Raw genomic sequence first — 17,842 nt, 5'->3', positions numbered from 1 at the left:
ATCGCCTTGAAAAGTAGTTTGTAACCCATATTTATTGAGTGCGGGCGGTGGCTTTGAATGAAAGCGCCTCCGCGGGAAAGGCTCGGGCTTATTGGCGAGCTGAATTTAATATTGCTCTGAATTGAGGATATAACAATGCGTAATTTTGATTTTTCTCCCTTATACCGTTCTGCAATCGGCTTTGATCGTATGGCTAGCCTGTTGGATGCAATGAACTCCAGCGAGCAGAAGCAACCCTCTTACCCTCCCTATGATATAGAGCTTACCGGTGAGGACAGCTACAGAATCACAATGGCTGTGGCGGGGTTTGAGCAGTCTGAACTAGATATTCAGGTTGAGCAAAATCGCTTGAGTGTAAGTAGTAAAAAGCCTGAAGATACCTCGCAGAGAAATTTCCTGCACCGCGGTATCGCAGCGAGAAATTTTGAGCGGCGCTTCCAGCTCGCAGATCACGTTAAGGTGACCGATGCAAAGCTTGCTAATGGCTTGCTCCATATTGAGCTGGTGCGAGAAATACCCGAGGCGATGAAGCCTCGAAAAATCCAGATTAGTGAAGGTAATTTACTAAATCACGATCGGACTGAAAAAGCCGAGGCAGGAAAAAAACCTGATACGGTAGCCGCTTAAGTTGTCCCTTTCTTGTCCTCTGTGCCGCCATAGTGCGGCACAGCTCTACCATCGAGATAAGTTTCGCAGTTATTACCAATGTAATAGCTGCGATTTGGTATTTGTCCCTTCCGAGTATCATCTCACTGCAGCAGAGGAACATACCTATTACGACCTTCATGAAAACTCTATGGAAGATGAAGGTTATCGTCGTTTCCTTAGCCGTTGTGCCAACCCACTTTTAAAAATGCTTCCGCCTGCTAGTGAGGGAATGGATTTTGGTTGTGGGCCTGCTCCATTGTTGGCGAGTATTTTAGAGGGGCATGGCCATAAGGTTGAATTGTTTGATCATTTTTACTTTCCTGCAAGCCGCTCCTCCGAAAAAACCTACGACTTTATAGTGTCGACAGAGGTAATAGAGCACTTGAGCTCTCCGGGCGATGAGCTGTCAAAGCTATGGGTGCAATTACGTGTTGGTGGTCTTATGGCACTGATGACTAAGTTAGTCATTTCTCCAGAGCGATTTGCCAACTGGCACTATATCCGCGACCCAACACATATTTCCTTTTTTAGTGCTGAAACCTTCCGGTGGTTGGCGCGGAAATTAGGTGCTGAATTGATGTTTGTGGATAACGATGTGATTTTCTTAAAAAAATTAGGTGTTCACCCGGAATAGTTTGGCTCTGACAGTGGCTCGGTATTCACTTGGTGTAGTGGCTAGAAACTTTTTGAACAAGGCAGTGAAGTGGCCCATATCCTGGTAGCCGACTTTTTCAGCGATTTCATTTACTGATAGATTACTGGACTGAAGTAATTCCCGGGCCATGTCTACGCGTACATTCTGTAGATATTGCAGTGGTGTCTGTCCTGTGGCCAATTTAAAGCGTCGGTTGAAAGAGCGTACGCTCATATCGAACATTTGTGCCACCTCACTAAGTCTTACCTCAGTGTTACAGTGCTCTTTCAGCCACGCTTGGGCTTGGACAATATCTTCGTCTGGATGCAGGTGAACAGCGCCTTCGGAATAGGCAATTTCCTCAAAAGGCCTGCGAATCTCATGGGAAAAATTACGTTCAACGTGACTGGCAACAGCTGCCCCATAGAGTTGCCTGATCATATGGACGGTGACATCTGCCAGGGCATTCACACTGGCCGCGCAAAAAAGCTTATCAGCCTGAGTGATAAAATACTGGCGCTTCAATTTGACCTTTGGATAGTCAGAGCTGAACTGGTCGAAATAATGCCAGTGGGTGGTGGCTGGCTTGCCATCGAGCAATCCCGCTTCGGCCAGAAAGCAGACACCTGTGCCCACTGCATTGATGGCAGCCCCGCCTTCGGCTTGGGCCCTCAGCCACTTTAAGAGCTTTCCGCTGCGTTTCAAGGCTGGTCGAGGGTTACGCCAAAGTGCCGGGATATAGATTAGATCGCTGTCTGGTGCTTCATCCAAAGGCACATCGGGTTGAAAGGTAAAGCCGCAGCGGGTTTTTACAGCTTGCCCGTCGATGCTTGCCGTCACCAAGCGCAAGGGCTCGGCCAGTCCTTCCACTCGGGCACGGCTCTCGGCCCCGCGTAACATCTCTAGGGGTAGTACAGTGCCGGTAGCCAGCATTTGATCAATCAGAAGAAAGGTAACCGTTCGCATTACATACTCAGGCGCATATGCGCCATTGGCCAAAACACTCAATTTTGCTGGCCAGTATGCCCATAACTGGGCGGAATCGCCACCCCCTACACTCCCGAATATTAAATTTGTAGTGTTTAGCTTGGCTGGAGGTCAGGATGCAGCGCCTTCCCGTAATTACCGCGTTTGGTGGTTTCAACCCTGCAGGACGAAGCTCCTTTCACCGCGGCTATGCCCGAATGGTGTTCGATAAGCTTGGGCAGAGAGAGCGGGTTGATACCCTCTCCGATCTCGCCGCGCTAATGGGGTTGCGCACCGGTACCACAGGCCCGTTGGAGCCGGGGCTTGAGGAGAAGGTACTCAAGGGTACGTTGGTGCGTGAGCTGGAAGCGCGTATTTACGATTACCACCGCTGTCATTATCACCAGGCGGCGAATTTGGCTAACCCCACCGGTATCTCTTTTGAGATTTCCACCCGTCAATTACCCCACCCCTTACCGGGCGACTGGCAAGTAGAGACTATCGGTAGCGGCAGAGTGCGTGTAACCACGACGAGCCTGTCTGTCATGTTGGACAGCTTTCGCGAGATTCCTGTAGGGGCGGCTGGCCAGCTTCCCACAGGCTTTGAGCCAGGTGAGCGCTACAACTCCCGCTTTCACCCACGGGGATTGCAACTGGCGGTTTTGGGTGCCTCTGATGCAGTTCTCTCTATGGGGATTGGTTGGGATGAGGTTGTTGCTGCGGCGGGCCCCGGCAATATTTCTGTCTATGCCTCTTCAGCCATGAGCCAGCTCGACCCCTATGGCAATGGGGGGCTGATGCAGTCCCGCCTGCGGGGCTCACGGGTAAGCTCCAAGCAGCTGGCGCTTGGTTTAAATAGCATGCCCGCAGATTTCGTGAATGCCTATGTGCTGGGCAATGTGGGGTCTACCGGAGCGGTGACCGGAGCCTGCGCCAGTTATTTATATAATTTGCGGGCTGGGGTTGAGGATATTCGTAGCGGCCGGGCTAGGGTGGCTGTGGTTGGAGCCACTGAGGCGCCTCTTGTGCCTGAGATTGTCGATGGTTATTCCACTATGGGCGCGCTCGCCACGACTGAAAACTTGCGAAAAATCTTTTCGGGTGATGTGGATTTTCGTCGCACCAGCCGTCCATTTGGAGATAACTGCGGTTTTACCCTGGGAGAGGGTACTCAGTGGGCGATCCTTATGGACGATGCTCTAGCTGTTGAGCTGGGGGCCAATATTCATGGCTCAGTTGCGGGTGTTTACATCAATGCCGATGGATATAAGAAATCGATCTCCGCTCCAGGGCCTGGAAACTATCTGACGATGGCCCGAGCGATGGCAGAGTCGAGAGCTATTGTCGGGGACGAGAGCCTGAAGAGGCGCAGCTTTGTGCAGGCCCACGGGTCGAGTACGCCACAAAATCGAGTGACAGAGTCCGCAATTCTCGATCGCCTGGCTGGTGTTTTTGGTGTGCGGGAATGGCCTGTATGTGCAGTTAAAGCCTATGTCGGCCACACGGTGGCAGTGGCCAGTGGAGATCAGTTAATTTCCGCGCTGGGAATTTTTAACCGGGGGATATTGCCGGGTATCGTCACGATTGACAAAGTGGCCGACGACGTCCATCAGGACAACTTACAGATCTCTTGCGAGCATGTGGAAAGGGATCCCACTTCTCTGGATCTGGCGTTTCTGAACTCTAAAGGTTTTGGCGGCAATAATGCGACCGCGGCAGTGCTCTCTCCTCATGTGACTCGCAACATGCTGGAAAAACGCTATGGGGAAAAAGCGATGCTCACTCACCATAGAAAAAATGAATCTGTTGTTGAGCAGGCTGTGGCTTACGACGTGAAGGCGAGCAAAGGGGAACTGCAAACTATTTATCGTTTTGGTGAGGGGCTTATAGATGAGGATCAAATAGACCTTGCTGTCGATAAAGTTGTCCTCCCCGGTTTTCCTCCGGTAGAGCTTGATGTTAATAACCCGTTTGCCGATATGACTAAATAAGTACCGGAAGCCGTTGCCGTTTTGTTTTTCTTTTGGATTGCGGGATGTGATAAAAACGCCTATTGGCTGTTAACTAAATGGAAAATTCAATGGCAGACATGGATGTTTGTGGTGAAGTCAACGAAGCCGGGGATCTTGGCGCCCGGCTGAAACTGGTGCGAAAAATTCATGGAATTTCCCAGCGGCAATTAGCGCGGCAAGCTGGTGTTACCAATGCCACTGTGTCCTTTATTGAGCAGGGCAGGGTGAGCCCATCTGTGGGGTCGCTTGAAAAAATATTGAATAGCGTGCCTATGTCCTTGGCTGAGTTTTTCTCTTTGAATCTTGCCGAATCAGAGCAGATTTTCTTCCGTGCCAGTGAAATGCCGGAAATTGGTGATGGCCGAGTTCTCTGTCATCTGCTCGGTGGTGCTCAGCAGGGGCGCTCCATGTCAATTCTTCGCAAAGTATTTCCCGCTGGGCAAGATTCCGGGCCCGACCAGCAGCTTCTCGATGGAGAGGTGGGGGGGATTGTGATTGCCGGAGAGCTGGAAGTTGCCGCGGGATCGGATTTCGCCTTGTTAGAGGTGGGTGATGGTTATTATCTCAGCGCGCGGCGCCCACATCGCTTCCGCAATCCCGGCAGTACTGACTGCGTGGTTATCAGTGCTGTGACAGCATCTCAACCCCATATGGCCCCCTTACCAGTGCAAGTTCAACAGGAGCTTGCAATGCAGGGTGAATCGCGCCACGGGGCTGAACAGGCAGATTAATCCGCGTTAGACTGGCACGGCCTGCCCCGACTGGCCGGTGAAATGTTGCTGGTTGTTTTCTGTACTTTGGCGCTATTGGTGCCAGTCCTTTTGGAAGAAATAGTATTCAAACAATCGTTTGAATCTGGCTATACTACGGCTGACCGTAATGGGCCCAAGTGTCACCGCAGTTGCGGGCGGTCCATGGTTGCAAAAAAATTCCGACCCCGGGTCCAGGATTGCGGCCCAGAATAAAAGAGGTCAATCAATGTTATTTAGTGGCAAAGCGCTCACGGTTCAGGTGCTGGATAACGGCATCGCCGAGCTTAAATTCGACCTGCAAGGCGAATCCGTCAACAAGTTCAACCGCCAGGCGGTTTCCGAATTCTCTCAGGCTCTGGATGCTATAGAGGCAGCAGATGGCATCAAAGGTGTACTGCTGACCAGTGGCAAGAGCGTCTTTATAGTCGGTGCAGATATCACCGAGTTTGGCGATGCTTTCTCTGCAGGCGCAGAGGGTGTTGCTGATCTGATGAATCAGAACAATGAAAATATCAACCGCTTGGAAGACCTGCCGGTCCCGACTGCCGTAGCCATCAATGGTTATGCCCTCGGTGGCGGTTTTGAGGTTTGCTTGGGTTGTGACTTCCGCCTGATGGGCGAAGAGGCCAAAGTTGGTCTTCCGGAAGTTAAACTGGGCCTGATTCCAGGCTGGGGCGGCACCGTTCGTCTGCCGCGTGTTGTTGGTGTTGACGTTGCTGCTGAGTGGATTGCAGCGGGTAAGGAGCAAAAGCCGGCTGCCGCGCTGGAAGCTCACGCCGTTGATGCTGTGGTTCCCACCGACAAGCTCAAAGATGCGGCTATCAAGCTGCTTGAGCGCGCCATCAATGGCGAGCTGGACTATAAGGCCGTTCGTGAGATCAAGAAATCTCCGATTCCTTTGAATGACACCGAAGCGCTGATGGCCTTCTTTACCACCAAGGCTTTTGTGGGCCAGCAGGCCGGTAAAAACTATCCATCTCCGGTAGCTGCGGTTGAGTCTATCGAGCAGGGTTACAAGCTGACCCGCGATGAAGCGCTGAAAATCGAGCAAGAGAAGTTTATCTTCTGCGCCCAAACCGGCACTGCCAAGTCCCTGGTGGGCCTGTTCCTGGCGGACCAGGCGATCGGCAAAGTTGCCAAGGGCTGGGAGAAGAAGGCCGACAAGCCGATCGAACGTGCGGCAGTATTGGGTGCCGGCATTATGGGGGGTGGTATCGCCTACCAGTCCGCCTACAAAGGCACTCCGATCAAGATGAAGGATATCGATCAGAAGGGTATCGACCTTGGTCTGAATGAAGCGAACAAACTGCTTTCCAAGCTGGTTGATCGCAAGCGCCTGACCCCCGTTAAAATGGGTGAAGTGCTCAACCGTATCGAGCCTACTTTGAGCTACGATGGCTTTAAAGATATCGATGTTGTTGTGGAAGCCGTGGTTGAAAATCCCAAGGTGAAGCATGCAGTATTGAAAGAGGTGGAGACCAAGGTAAGCGAAGACACTGTAATCGCCTCTAATACCTCCACCATCTCCATTAATCACCTGGCCGAGCCGCTGTCCCGTCCGGAAAACTTCCTCGGCATGCACTTCTTTAACCCTGTGCATAAAATGCCGCTGGTTGAGGTGATTCGCGGTGAAAAAACTTCCGACACCGCTGTAGCCCGCGTTGTTGCCTACGCGAACAAGATGGGCAAAAAAGCCATTGTTGTGCGCGATTGCCCTGGATTCCTGGTTAACCGCGTTCTTTTCCCATACTTTGCCGGCTTCTCTATGTTGGTGCGCGATGGTGCTGACTTCCAGGCCGTTGACAAGGTTATGGAGCGCTGGGGTTGGCCGATGGGTCCCGCCTACCTGATGGACGTTGTTGGTATCGACACCGGCGTTCACGCAGAGAGTGTAATGGCTGAAGGCTTCCCCGATCGCATGGGCAAAACCTTCACCGCCGCTTCCGATGTTATGTATGAAGCGGGCCGTTACGGTCAGAAGAACGACAAAGGCTTCTATAACTACGAGCAAGATAAAAAAGGTCGCCCGAAGAAAGTGGCTACCGAAGAGTCCTACGAGCTGCTCAAGCCGCATGTTGCTGAGCGTCGCGAGTTCGAAAAGGATGAAATTATCGAGCGCATGATGGTGCCTATGGCAACCGAGCTGGCTCGCTGCTTGGAAGAGGGTATCGTTGATTCCCCGGCTGAAGCCGATATGGCCCTGATCTACGGCATCGGTTTCCCTCCGTTCCGCGGTGGAATCTTCGCATGGCTGGATAGCATTGGCCTGGATGAGTTCGTGAAGATTGCCGATAAGTACGCCGACCTGGGCGAGCTGTACAAGCCGACCGATCGCATGCGTGAAATGGCCGCAAGTGGCAAAACCTACTACGGCAATAAGTAAGGAGAATAGCGATGAGTTTAAATCCTAGAGATGCCGTAATCGTCGACTACGCGCGTACGGCGATGGGGCGCTCGAAGAATGGTGTATACCGCCATGTTCGTGCCGACGACATGTCTGCTGAGCTGCTGAAAAAATTCATGCAGCGCAATGACAAGCTGGATCCCGCCGAGATCGATGACTTGATCTGGGGCTGTGTAATGCAGCGCGATGAGCAGGGCTTTAACGTAGCGCGCTTTATTCTGTTGCGCGCAGGCCTGCCGCATACCATTCCGGCTCAGACCGTTAACCGTTTGTGCGGTTCCTCCATGTCCTCCCTGCACACCGCTGCAGCCAATATCCAGGCCGGTGTTGGCGATGTATATGTGGTGGGTGGTGTTGAGCACATGGGCCACCTGAACATGATGGAGCACGTCAGCCCCAACCCAATGCTGGGCCGCTATATGGCCAAGGCTGCTGGCTCCATGGGTATGACTGCTGAATACCTGGCGATGATGCACGGCATCCAGCGTCAGCAAATGGATGAGTTTGGTGCGCGTTCCCACCACCGTGCCGCCGAAGCTACCAAAGCGGGCAAGTTCAATCGCGAGATTATCGCCATTGAAGGTCACGATGATGATGGCGTACCTTTCCTGGTTGAGACGGATCAAACCATCCGTCCAGATACCACTGTGGAAGGTCTGGCTCAGCTGAGACCGGCATTTGATCCAAAGCACGGTCAAGTTACTGCAGGTACATCTTCGCAGATTACCGATGGCGCTTCCGTTATGTTGGTAATGTCTGCCGAGCGCGCTCAGGCTTTGGGTATGACCCCGATCGCTCGCGTGAAAGAAATGGCTCTGGCTGGTGTTGACCCCTCCATTATGGGTTACGGCCCTGTGCCCTCTACCAAGAAGGCGCTTAAGAATGCAGGCCTGACCATTGGTGATATCGACAAGGTTGAGCTGAATGAGGCCTTTGCTGCTCAGGCGCTGCCGGTACTGAAAGATCTCGATCTGCTCGATAAGATGGACGAGAAGGTCAATCTTTATGGCGGAGCAATTGCTTTAGGTCACCCATTTGGTTGTTCCGGTGTGCGTATCACTGGCACCTTGCTGAGCGTTATGCAAAACGAGGGTGGAAACCTGGGTGTTTCCACCATGTGTATCGGCTTGGGGCAGGGTATTACCACTATTGTGGAGCGGGTTTAACCCCTAGCTGCCACCTCAAAAAAGGCGCCCTTGTGGCGCCTTTTTTAATTTTTTCAGTAAAGTGTTGATGCCTTCAAAATGCTGTGGCACAATCTGCACCCCTTGTCGCGATGAGGTCTTTTAAAGACTGAAACCCTATATTTATCAAAGGGTTAGCGGTAAGAGAATTTCGGGGACGTGGTGAAATTGGTAGACACGCCAGATTTAGGTTCTGGTGCCGAAAGGTGTGGGAGTTCGAGTCTCCCCGTCCCCACCAAATTAAAAGCCTAGAAGTCCGTGTGACTTGCCCTGGAGGGGTGGGTGCGGGCTTCTTGTGCATTTGGCGTCAGCTCAAAGTTCTATGTGGTTTTGATGGCTGTGCCCATGAGGTTACTGGCTAAGTCCCAGTGGCCCGGTATTCGTTGGCGCTGCGGCGCGATTAAAGAGATAGTCTCACGAGGATAAACATGCAGGTTTCCATCGAAACTACTTCCGGCTTGGAGCGTCGCTTAACGGTTAATTTGCCGGCGGAAATCGTCGATAAAGAAGTGGACAAGCGTCTGCAGCAGGCGGCGAAGACTGTTCGCGTCAATGGCTTCCGCAAGGGCAAGGTACCAATGAAGGTTGTGCGCCAGCGTTTTGGCGCCGGCGTTCGCCAGGAAGTACTCGGCGAGGTAATGAGCCGCTCTTTCTACGACGCTGTACAGCAGGAGCAGGTTAAGCCCGCTGGTCAGCCGAGCATTGAGGCCAAGCAGACTGCGGCTGGTGAAAACCTTGAATATGTCGCTACTTTTGAAGTTTACCCTGAAGTTGAGCTGGCCGACCTAGCAGAGCTCAGTGTAGAGCGTCCGGTTGCCACTGTTACCGATGCCGATGTTGAGAATATGATCGATGTGCTGCGCAAGCAGCAGTCTTCCTGGAAGGACACCAAGCGCAAGGCACAGAAAGGTGACCGGGTTACCATCAACTTCGTTGGCCGTAAAGATGGCGAAGAGTTTGAGGGTGGAAAAGCGGAAGGTCACCAGCTGGTTCTCGGCTCAGGCCAGATGATCCCCGGCTTTGAAGAGGGGATTCTGGGTATGAAGCCAGGTGAAGAAAAAGACCTGGACCTGACTTTCCCGGAAGATTATCAAGCTGAGGAGCTGCGTGGTGCTGCGGTAACCTTTAACATTAAGGTAACCTCCTCCGAAAAACCTGAGCTCCCTGAGCTGAATGAAGAGTTCTTCGCCGCTTACGGAGTTCAAGAGGGTGGAGAAGAGAAGTTCCGTGAGGAAGTTCGCAACAACATGGAGCGCGAGCTGAAAAATGCTGCGCTGAATAAAGTAAAAACCCAGGTAATGGACCAGCTGTTCGAGAAGCACCCGGTCGAACTGCCTTCTGCTCTGGTTGCCGGTGAGGTTCGCACTCTGCGTGGACAAATGATCCAGCAATTTGGTGGCCAGATTAAGGCTGAAGATGCTGAGCGCATGCTGCCAGACACTATGTTCGAAGAACAGGCTAAGCGCCGTGTAGTTCTCGGTCTCGTTGTGGGTGAGATTGTTAAAAAGAACGAGCTGTCAGTAGACGCTGACCTGGTGAAAGCTAAGGTCGAAGAGCTTGCCTCAACCTACCAGCAGCCTGAAGAGGTAGTTGAATACTACTACAACAACCGTGAGTTGCTCTCAGGTGTTGAATCTGTAGTCCTGGAAGATCAGGTTGTGGATTTTGTTCTTAAATCTGCAAAAGTCGAAGAAGTTGAAAGCACTTACGACGACGTTATCAAGCCGCAGAAGCAGAGCTAATTATCCCTGTCTCACAAGAATGCATTGGCGCCCGCTTCAGTCGGGCGTCGTTGCATCTCCTTCCTTTTTACCGGCTGGCTTTATCCCGCCTGACCGGTTAAGCTCTGAAAACCTAATTTTTCAGCACGGGCGTCAAGCGCTTGTATGCTGGCCTGCCGAACACGCCACAAAAGGAAGCAATGGTACCTATGGCACGAATTGATTATCCCCAAGCCTCAATCGAAACCCTGGCGACTGGTTTGGTACCCATGGTGGTGGAGCAAACCGCCAGGGGTGAGCGCTCTTTTGATATCTACTCTCGCCTATTAAAGGAGAGGGTTATTTTCCTGGTTGGTCCCGTTGAAGACCATATGGCCAACTTGGTGGTGGCCCAGCTGTTGTTTCTCGAAGCTGAAAACCCAGATAAAGACATTCACCTCTACATCAACTCTCCCGGTGGATCTGTGACTGCAGGTATGTCCATTTATGACACCATGCAGTTCATCAAGCCCGATGTAAGTACTATGTGTATCGGTCAGGCTTGCAGCATGGGCGCCTTCCTGCTGACTGCGGGAGCGGAAGGGAAGCGGTTTGCCACTCCCAACTCCCGGGTAATGATTCATCAACCCAGTGGCGGCGCCCAGGGGCAGGCCAGCGACATTCATATCCACGCGCAGGAAATTCTCAAGATCCGCCATCGTCTGAATGAGCTGATGGCCCACCACTCCGGCCGTCCGGTCAGTGATATTGAGAGAGATACTGAGCGCGATCATTTCTTGAGTGCCGATGAGGCGAAGGAATATGGTCTTGTGGATGATGTACTTTCCAGACGTCAGGCCCTGGAAAAGTCATAGTTTTAACGAAATTATTTTGCTAAAGGCGTGGAATTAGAACTTCGGTTCTTTGTGAGTCTTTTCTCAGTTAGAGGGACTTGAAAAATACGCCAAAAGACAGCATCTTGCTGTAATAGCTGAATTAAAGGGCCTGGTAGGCCAGTGACCACGGAGTATTTTGATGACCGACAAAAGCAGCGGAGAAGACAGCGGCAAATTGCTGTACTGCTCTTTCTGTGGCAAAAGCCAGCAGGAAGTGCGGAAGCTGATCGCTGGGCCGTCAGTCTTTATCTGCGACGAATGTGTCGAGCTCTGCACCGATATCATTCGCGAAGAGGTCCAGGAGACTGCGGAGGGCCCTGAAGGGCGCCTACCCACGCCGCGAGAAATCACTGAGATTCTCGATCAGTATGTGATTGGTCAGGAGAGAGCCAAGCGCGTACTGGCGGTTGCGGTTTATAACCACTATAAGCGCCTGCGCAGCAAAGCCGGTGTTAAAGGGAAAGATGAAGTTGAACTGAGCAAGTCCAATATTCTTCTTGTAGGGCCTACCGGTAGCGGTAAAACCCTGCTGGCAGAAACTCTTGCTCGACTGCTCAATGTGCCCTTTACCATTGCCGATGCGACCACTCTTACAGAGGCTGGCTATGTCGGTGAGGATGTAGAAAATATCATCCAAAAATTGCTGCAAAAATGTGACTACGATGTCGAGAAGGCTCAGCAGGGAATTGTCTACATCGACGAGATTGACAAGATATCTCGCAAATCTGACAACCCCTCCATTACCCGGGATGTCTCCGGAGAGGGCGTACAGCAGGCACTGCTTAAACTGATCGAAGGTACCGTGGCTTCTGTTCCGCCCCAGGGTGGCCGGAAACACCCGCAGCAGGAATTTCTGCAGGTGGATACCTCCAACATCCTGTTTATCTGTGGTGGTGCCTTCGCAGGCCTGGACAAGGTAATTCGCGATCGCTCAGAGAAAGGTGGGATTGGCTTTAGTGCCGAGGTGAAATCCAAGGATGGCACCAGCAACTTTGGTGAGGTTCTGCGGGACCTTGAGCCAGAGGACTTGGTCCGCTACGGGCTTATTCCTGAGTTCGTGGGGCGCCTGCCGGTGACTGCGACACTGGAGGAGCTCGATCGAGAGGCCTTGGTGCAGATTCTCACCGAGCCGCGAAATGCTCTGACCAAGCAGTATGCAAAGCTTTTCGAAATGGAAGATGTAGAGCTGGACTTCCGTCCAGATGCCTTGGATGCAGTGGCAACCAAAGCGATGGAGCGTAAAACGGGTGCCCGTGGCCTCCGCTCTATCATGGAGTCGGTGCTACTGGAAACCATGTATGACATCCCTTCTTCAGATGATGTTGCCAAAGTCGTTATTGATGAGGCGGTCATCAAAGGAGAGTCAGCTCCTCTACTGGTCTATGAGAGCGAAAGCCAGCCGCAGAAGGCTGCGCCAGAGGAATAACCTTCCTTATCCAAAAGCCCCACTTGTGGGGCTTTTTTTATAGCTGATTGTTATCTAAAAGTTTCTTTTTTTGTCTGTCTGTCATGTTTGAGCGCCAGCGGCTTGCCAGTATTCAGTTGAAGTCGGCACAAATTGGTCGCGAGATTAGACTTGTATTCCGGGCTCTCCCCCCCCATCTCTAGCAACTGAAGGGCGGTGGCCCAAATTAAGCTGTCATTATCCAACAGCAGCATGATGCCGCGCCAAATACCCAGTGATAGGGCCGAGAGGAGTTCTATGGATCAGTCATCCGACACCAAACTTGAATATCCGTTGTTGCCATTGCGCGATGTTGTTGTTTACCCCCACATGGTGATTCCGCTGTTTGTCGGCAGGGAAAAATCCATTGAGGCTCTGGAAGAGGCCATGCGCAGGGATAAGCAAGTTCTACTCGTAGCCCAGAGAAGAGCATCGGAAGATGATCCTGGCGCCGAGGACATCTATCGCGTTGGCACCATTGCGAGTGTTCTGCAACTTCTCAAACTTCCAGATGGCACTGTGAAAGTGCTAGTGGAGGGGGGGGAAAGGGTCAACATCCTTGATGTTGCCGAGCATGACAACCACTTCGAGGCTACCGTTGAGCCTATTGAGACCACTGAGTTGTCCGAGGGCGAGGCAGAAGCCTTGGTTCGCTCGGTAATGTCACAGTTTGAGCAGTATGTCTCCATCAGCAAAAAGGTGCCCAACGAGGTAATTACCTCTTTGTCTGGCATTGATGAGCCTGGGCGGTTGGCAGATACCATCTCCGCACATATGTCCCTGGAGCTGGCTCAGAAGCAGGAGCTGCTGGAAACTTCCAATGTAAAAGAGCGTTTGGAACATTTACTGGGCCTGATGGACTCTGAGATCGACCTGATACAGGTGGAAAAGCGTATTCGCGGCCGCGTGAAGAAGCAGATGGAGAAAAGCCAGCGCGAGTACTATCTCAATGAGCAGATGAAGGCGATTCAGAAGGAATTGGGTGAAATCACCGAAGAGCCTAATGAAATTGAGGAGCTGGAAAATAAGATTGCCGACTCGGGAATGTCCGCTGAAGCGGAGAAGAAAACCCGAGCTGAGCTGGCCAAGCTGAAGATGATGTCGCCAATGTCGGCAGAGGCTTCGGTATTGAGAAGCTACATCGACTGGATGTTGAGTCTCCCCTGGAAAAAGGCGAGCCGCGTGCGGCATGACCTGAAGAAAGCTGAGGAGATTCTCGAGAAGGAGCACTATGGCCTGGAAGAGGTGAAAGAGCGCATCCTCGAATATCTTGCTGTACAAAAACGTGTGAAGAAGGTTAAGGGGCCAATCCTGTGTTTGGTCGGGCCTCCCGGGGTTGGTAAGACCTCACTAGGGCAGTCTATCGCCCGAGCAACCAACCGTCAGTATGTACGTATGGCTCTTGGCGGGGTGCGCGATGAAGCAGAAATTCGCGGTCACCGTCGTACCTATATTGGTTCTTTACCAGGTAAGCTGGTGCAGAAGATTTCCAAAGTCGGTGTTAAAAACCCCCTATTTTTGCTCGATGAGGTCGACAAAATGGGGATGGATCAGCGCGGCGATCCCGCTTCAGCCCTGCTTGAGGTGTTGGACCCAGAGCAAAACAAGACGTTTAATGACCACTACCTCGAAGTAGATTACGACCTTTCCGATGTGATGTTCGTGTGTACTTCAAACTCTATGAACATTCCTGGCCCCTTGCTGGACCGCATGGAAGTTATCCGCATCCCCGGTTATACCGAGGATGAAAAGCTCAACATTGCTCAGCGCTATTTGGTACCAAAGCAGCGTAAAGCGAATGGTTTGAAAGAAGATGAGTTGGAGCTTTCGGACCAGACGATTCGCGATATCGTGCGTTATTACACCCGTGAAGCGGGTGTGCGGGGACTCGACCGTGAAATTGCCAAAGTTTGCCGCAAGGTCGTCACCGAACATGTGCGCAACCCGTCTGACCAAAAGGCTGTCGTTCAGCCTGAGCAACTGGAAGAGTTGCTGGGTGTACGCAAATTCGACTTTGGTCGCGCCGAGGAAGAGAACAAAATCGGGATTGTTACGGGCCTAGCCTGGACAGAAGTTGGCGGTGAGCTACTCAACATTGAGGCCTCTGCGGTACCTGGTAAGGGTCGAATGATCAAAACCGGTTCGCTGGGCGATGTGATGCAGGAGTCTATCCAAGCGGCCCTGACGGTGGTGCGATCGCGCTCCCAGGCTCTCGGCATCGGACCTGACTTCCATGAAACCCGGGATATTCATATTCATGTTCCGGAAGGGGCTACGCCAAAAGATGGGCCCTCTGCAGGTATCGCCATGTGCACGGCTCTGGTTTCCGTGTTGACCAATATTCCGGTTCGTTCGGATGTGGCCATGACAGGAGAAATCACCCTGCGGGGAGAAGTTTTACGAATTGGGGGTCTCAAAGAGAAGTTATTGGCAGCGCATCGAGGCGGTATAAAAACTGTACTGATTCCTGCTGATAACGAGCGGGACCTGAAAGATATTCCTGACAATATTCTTCAGGATCTCGTTGTGAAACCGGTTAAATGGATCGACCAAGTGCTTGAGTTGGCGCTTGAACACAAGCCCGAGTCTCTCTCTGATGAGGAATATTCTGCCTTGCAAAAGCAGGCGGAAGAGCGCTCACAAAGATCTATCCAAACCCATTGATCACATTCGGGGTGACACTTGTCACCCCGTAACAATTTACAAGACCAAAACCTAACCACAAAGTTGATTTTTGCTGCCTGAGTTTTGTCCTGTCGGCCGGAAACCCGCATGGTTCCTTGACCCGCTACCGGGCAGTTGGTATAAAACGGGCCTTATTGGCCGGCGCTAAAATTGTCGGTGGTTAGAAAATTACGAGTAGGGATACCTTGCCTGAGGGTAAGCCCTAAACATATTTAAAAGAACAGAGGGATTAAGCGTGAATAAGTCCGAACTGATTGAAGCAATTGCCGCGTCTGCAGATATTCCTAAAGCTGCAGCTGGCCGTGCTTTGGACGCAATGGTTGACAGCATTACTGATGCGCTTAAAAAAGGCGATCAGGTTGCCTTGGTGGGCTTTGGTACTTTTGCCGTAAAAGAGCGTGCAGCCCGCACTGGCCGCAATCCGCGTACAGGCGATCCGATTGAAATCGCTGCGGCAAAAATTCCCAACTTCAAGGCCGGTAAAGCCCTGAAAGACGCCGTGAACTAAGTTTCGGTGAACTTCGAGACCTTGTAAAAGTCGAAGTGCAAAGAGGCGTGTCATTTTGGATACGCCTTTTTTGTATCTGCTAACAATTGAACAATTAGAGTGAAATTTCGGAGCTGAGCATGCTTCAGTCCATGCGCGATAACCTGAAAGGAACGGCGGCAATTATTGTTGCGGCATTCTTTGGGTTCATTATGGTCATTGGGGGAATCGATTTTTTTACCGGAGCCAGTGGTGGTGCCGCCGATGCGGTTGCCGAGGTCAACGGTGAAAAAATCACTAATATGGATTTGCAGCGGGCCATACAAAACCGCCGCAGTATGATCATGAGCCAATACGGAGAGAATGTTCCGGCGGATATGATCAGTGATGAGCAGCTGCGCGAGCCGGTTTTGCGCCAACTCATTTCCACTGCAGTAATGCGCCAGGCTGCTCAGGAGAGTGGTATGGTGATGAGTACTGCTGCGGTCAATAAAGCGATCACCGATATCCAGGCTTTCCAGGTCGACGGCACCTTTAACACTCAGTTGTATCGTGATGCTCTACGCCGCATGGGTTACAGCACAGCCAGCTTCCCGCAAATTGTAGAGGGCGATATGTCCCTTCAGCAATATGCGGATAGTGTTACCGGCAGTGCCTTTACCACCAAAGTGGATGCTGAGCAGGTGGTTGCCGCGTCTATGGAAGAGCGGGATTTCTCCTACGTAGTGCTACCTGTACAGGAATTACTGGCTTCCACAGAAGTGAGTGAGGCAGAGGTTGAGCAGTACTATCAGGAAAACCAAAGCCAATACCAGCGACCTGAGCAAGTAGCGGTTGAGTATATTGAGCTGACTCCAAAAGTGTTTGCTTCCAATATCGATATCTCAGATGAGGATGTCCGTGCTCAATATGATCTAGAGCTTGCCAACTTTGGCTCTGACCTGCGCCGCCGTGCAGCGCATATTCTGTTAGAAGAAGCGGATCAGGAAAAGCTGGACGAAATTCAGGCGAAACTCGATGCTGGTGAGGACTTTTCAGAGCTGGCCAAGAGCTACTCTGAGGATCTAGGTTCTCGTGACGAGGGTGGGGATCTCGGTTTTACTACTGGCGATGTATTCCCGCAAGCCTTCGAAGAGGCGCTTGCTTCTTTGGAGGTGGGGCAGGTTTCATCACCAGTTACTACTGATAGTGGTACTCACTTTATCAAGCTCTTAGAGGTAGAGGAGAGTGAGCCGCCGACTTTCGAGGAACGTAAGGTTGCTATCGAAAATCAATTGCGTACTGCTGCAGCGGAAAGAGAGTTTCTCGATGCGCTGAGCCGCTTGGCGGACTTGGCGTACAATGCCGAGAGTTTGTCTGGGCCGGCTGAGGAGTTGGGAGTCCCGCTGCAAACCAGTGGTCTTTTCTCTCGCTCAAACGGTAGTGGTGTACTGGCAAATGGCCAGGTGGTGGAAGCTGCTTTTTCACCTGAAGTGATGGAGGATGGCAACACTTCCGATGTGCTGAATCTCAATAACGAGCATTCCGTAGTGCTGCGAGTGACTGAGTCTAAGCCTGCTGGCACCTACCCTCTTGAGGAAGTGCGTGAACAGATTGTCGAAGTTCTGAAGCGCGATAAGGCCAGTGAACAGCTCGCCAAAAAAGCGGAAAGCCTGAAAGAAAATCTGGCTTCTGGCAATGATTTTGCTGAGTTGGCTGAAGAACAGGGCTTGACCCTGGAGACCAGCGACAAGACCCGCCGAGGAGGGTTTGGAGAGCGCGCTGAGATCAATAGCAAGGCCTTCTCTCTGCCTGCGCCTGCTTCGGGTTCTGAGGAGCTGGCGGTATTTAGTGTGAGTAGTGGTAATCAGGTTGTACTGGCATTACGTGATGTGCGCCCGGGCGACCTCTCGCAACAAAGTAAGGAACAGCGCCAGGCCTTGATGCAGCAATTGGCATCCGTAAATGGTGGTGCAGAGTTGGCCGCAATTCGCCGCTACCTGTCTGACCAAGCCAAAGTGGAGCTTAGTTCTACGGAGGAGTAGGGTGAG

14 protein-coding genes and 1 tRNA gene are annotated in these 17,842 nt (G+C 51.9%); 13 read left to right on the top strand and 2 right to left on the bottom strand.

Annotation, left to right across the window (positions count from 1 at the left end; translation table 11 throughout):
• The first annotated feature begins 135 nt into the window (after window positions 1–135).
• Together ACJJID_RS10185 and ACJJID_RS10180 are read left to right on the top strand one after the other, a co-directional pair.
• Complete coding sequence (locus ACJJID_RS10185; protein WP_152454098.1) at window positions 136–627, top strand: Hsp20 family protein; 492 nt, start codon at window positions 136–138, stop codon at window positions 625–627.
• A 169-nt stretch (window positions 628–796) separates the two neighbouring features.
• Entirely contained in the window at window positions 797–1,282 is a 486-nt protein-coding gene (locus tag ACJJID_RS10180) for a class I SAM-dependent methyltransferase (RefSeq protein WP_444919397.1), read from the top strand.
• Here ACJJID_RS10180 and ACJJID_RS10175 read toward each other — a convergent pair.
• Window positions 1,262–2,248 carry a GlxA family transcriptional regulator gene (locus ACJJID_RS10175; RefSeq protein ID WP_444919396.1) on the bottom strand — a complete coding sequence of 329 codons (987 nt, stop codon included), beginning with the start codon at window positions 2,246–2,248 and terminating at the stop codon, window positions 1,262–1,264. The genes ACJJID_RS10180 and ACJJID_RS10175 overlap by 21 nt on opposite strands.
• Before the next feature lie 137 nt (window positions 2,249–2,385).
• Between ACJJID_RS10175 and ACJJID_RS10170 the strand changes: the two genes are divergently transcribed.
• From ACJJID_RS10170 to clpX, 8 genes are all read left to right on the top strand, one after another.
• Complete coding sequence (locus ACJJID_RS10170; protein WP_444919395.1) at window positions 2,386–4,239, top strand: beta-ketoacyl synthase; 1,854 nt, start codon at window positions 2,386–2,388, stop codon at window positions 4,237–4,239.
• 89 nt (window positions 4,240–4,328) lie between these two features.
• Window positions 4,329–4,991 carry a helix-turn-helix domain-containing protein gene (locus ACJJID_RS10165; protein ID WP_444919394.1) on the top strand — a complete coding sequence of 221 codons (663 nt, stop codon included), beginning with the start codon at window positions 4,329–4,331 and terminating at the stop codon, window positions 4,989–4,991.
• 247 nt (window positions 4,992–5,238) lie between these two features.
• Entirely contained in the window at window positions 5,239–7,395 is a 2,157-nt protein-coding gene (gene fadB, locus ACJJID_RS10160; protein WP_444919393.1) for a fatty acid oxidation complex subunit alpha FadB, read from the top strand.
• Window positions 7,396–7,406: 11 nt separating this feature from the next.
• On the top strand, window positions 7,407–8,582 hold the full coding sequence (gene fadA / locus ACJJID_RS10155; RefSeq protein ID WP_444919392.1) for an acetyl-CoA C-acyltransferase FadA: 1,176 nt from the start codon (window positions 7,407–7,409) through the stop codon (window positions 8,580–8,582).
• Window positions 8,583–8,753: 171 nt separating this feature from the next.
• Window positions 8,754–8,838, top strand: a tRNA-Leu gene (locus ACJJID_RS10150).
• A gap of 190 nt (window positions 8,839–9,028) precedes the next feature.
• Complete coding sequence (gene tig, locus ACJJID_RS10145) at window positions 9,029–10,342, top strand: trigger factor (RefSeq protein WP_444919391.1); 1,314 nt, start codon at window positions 9,029–9,031, stop codon at window positions 10,340–10,342.
• A 188-nt stretch (window positions 10,343–10,530) separates the two neighbouring features.
• Window positions 10,531–11,175: an ATP-dependent Clp endopeptidase proteolytic subunit ClpP gene (gene clpP / locus ACJJID_RS10140; RefSeq protein ID WP_444919390.1), complete on the top strand. Its 645-nt coding sequence runs from the start codon at window positions 10,531–10,533 to the stop codon at window positions 11,173–11,175.
• Between the two features lie 160 nt (window positions 11,176–11,335).
• Entirely contained in the window at window positions 11,336–12,622 is a 1,287-nt protein-coding gene (gene clpX, locus ACJJID_RS10135) for an ATP-dependent Clp protease ATP-binding subunit ClpX (RefSeq protein ID WP_152454089.1), read from the top strand.
• A gap of 50 nt (window positions 12,623–12,672) precedes the next feature.
• Here the strand turns inward: clpX and ACJJID_RS10130 are convergent, their stop codons facing one another.
• Complete coding sequence (locus tag ACJJID_RS10130) at window positions 12,673–12,855, bottom strand: hypothetical protein (RefSeq protein WP_444919389.1); 183 nt, start codon at window positions 12,853–12,855, stop codon at window positions 12,673–12,675.
• Window positions 12,856–12,898: 43 nt separating this feature from the next.
• Between ACJJID_RS10130 and lon the strand changes: the two genes are divergently transcribed.
• The 3 genes from lon to ACJJID_RS10115 all read left to right on the top strand — a co-directional run bounded on the left by lon (window position 12,899) and on the right by ACJJID_RS10115 (window position 17,836).
• The gene (gene lon / locus ACJJID_RS10125; RefSeq protein WP_444919388.1) at window positions 12,899–15,304 is read left to right on the top strand and encodes an endopeptidase La; all 2,406 of its coding nucleotides are present in this window, start codon (window positions 12,899–12,901) and stop codon (window positions 15,302–15,304) included.
• A gap of 256 nt (window positions 15,305–15,560) precedes the next feature.
• Window positions 15,561–15,833, top strand: a complete 273-nt coding sequence (locus tag ACJJID_RS10120) for an HU family DNA-binding protein (protein WP_010132873.1) — start codon at window positions 15,561–15,563, stop codon at window positions 15,831–15,833.
• A gap of 119 nt (window positions 15,834–15,952) precedes the next feature.
• Entirely contained in the window at window positions 15,953–17,836 is a 1,884-nt protein-coding gene (locus ACJJID_RS10115; RefSeq protein ID WP_444919387.1) for a SurA N-terminal domain-containing protein, read from the top strand.
• The last annotated feature ends 6 nt before the right edge of the window (window positions 17,837–17,842 follow it).

Source organism: Microbulbifer sp. CnH-101-G (assembly GCF_052466775.1).
Note: the sequence above shows the minus strand (reverse complement) of the source record. Positions and strands in the feature narration are given on the sequence as shown.

Bases quoted from the DNA above. Each gene is read 5' to 3' on its own strand.
- ACJJID_RS10185 (WP_152454098.1), top strand. From the start codon at position 136: ATGCGTAATTTTGATTTTTCTCCCTTATACCGTTCTGCAATCGGCTTT.
- ACJJID_RS10180 (WP_444919397.1), top strand. From the start codon at position 797: ATGGAAGATGAAGGTTATCGTCGTTTCCTTAGCCGTTGTGCCAACCCA.
- ACJJID_RS10175 (WP_444919396.1), bottom strand. From the start codon at position 2,248: ATGCGAACGGTTACCTTTCTTCTGATTGATCAAATGCTGGCTACCGGC.
- ACJJID_RS10170 (WP_444919395.1), top strand. From the start codon at position 2,386: ATGCAGCGCCTTCCCGTAATTACCGCGTTTGGTGGTTTCAACCCTGCA.
- ACJJID_RS10165 (WP_444919394.1), top strand. From the start codon at position 4,329: ATGGCAGACATGGATGTTTGTGGTGAAGTCAACGAAGCCGGGGATCTT.
- fadB (WP_444919393.1), top strand. From the start codon at position 5,239: ATGTTATTTAGTGGCAAAGCGCTCACGGTTCAGGTGCTGGATAACGGC.
- fadA (WP_444919392.1), top strand. From the start codon at position 7,407: ATGAGTTTAAATCCTAGAGATGCCGTAATCGTCGACTACGCGCGTACG.
- tig (WP_444919391.1), top strand. From the start codon at position 9,029: ATGCAGGTTTCCATCGAAACTACTTCCGGCTTGGAGCGTCGCTTAACG.
- clpP (WP_444919390.1), top strand. From the start codon at position 10,531: ATGGCACGAATTGATTATCCCCAAGCCTCAATCGAAACCCTGGCGACT.
- clpX (WP_152454089.1), top strand. From the start codon at position 11,336: ATGACCGACAAAAGCAGCGGAGAAGACAGCGGCAAATTGCTGTACTGC.
- ACJJID_RS10130 (WP_444919389.1), bottom strand. From the start codon at position 12,855: ATGCTGCTGTTGGATAATGACAGCTTAATTTGGGCCACCGCCCTTCAG.
- lon (WP_444919388.1), top strand. From the start codon at position 12,899: ATGGATCAGTCATCCGACACCAAACTTGAATATCCGTTGTTGCCATTG.
- ACJJID_RS10115 (WP_444919387.1), top strand. From the start codon at position 15,953: ATGCTTCAGTCCATGCGCGATAACCTGAAAGGAACGGCGGCAATTATT.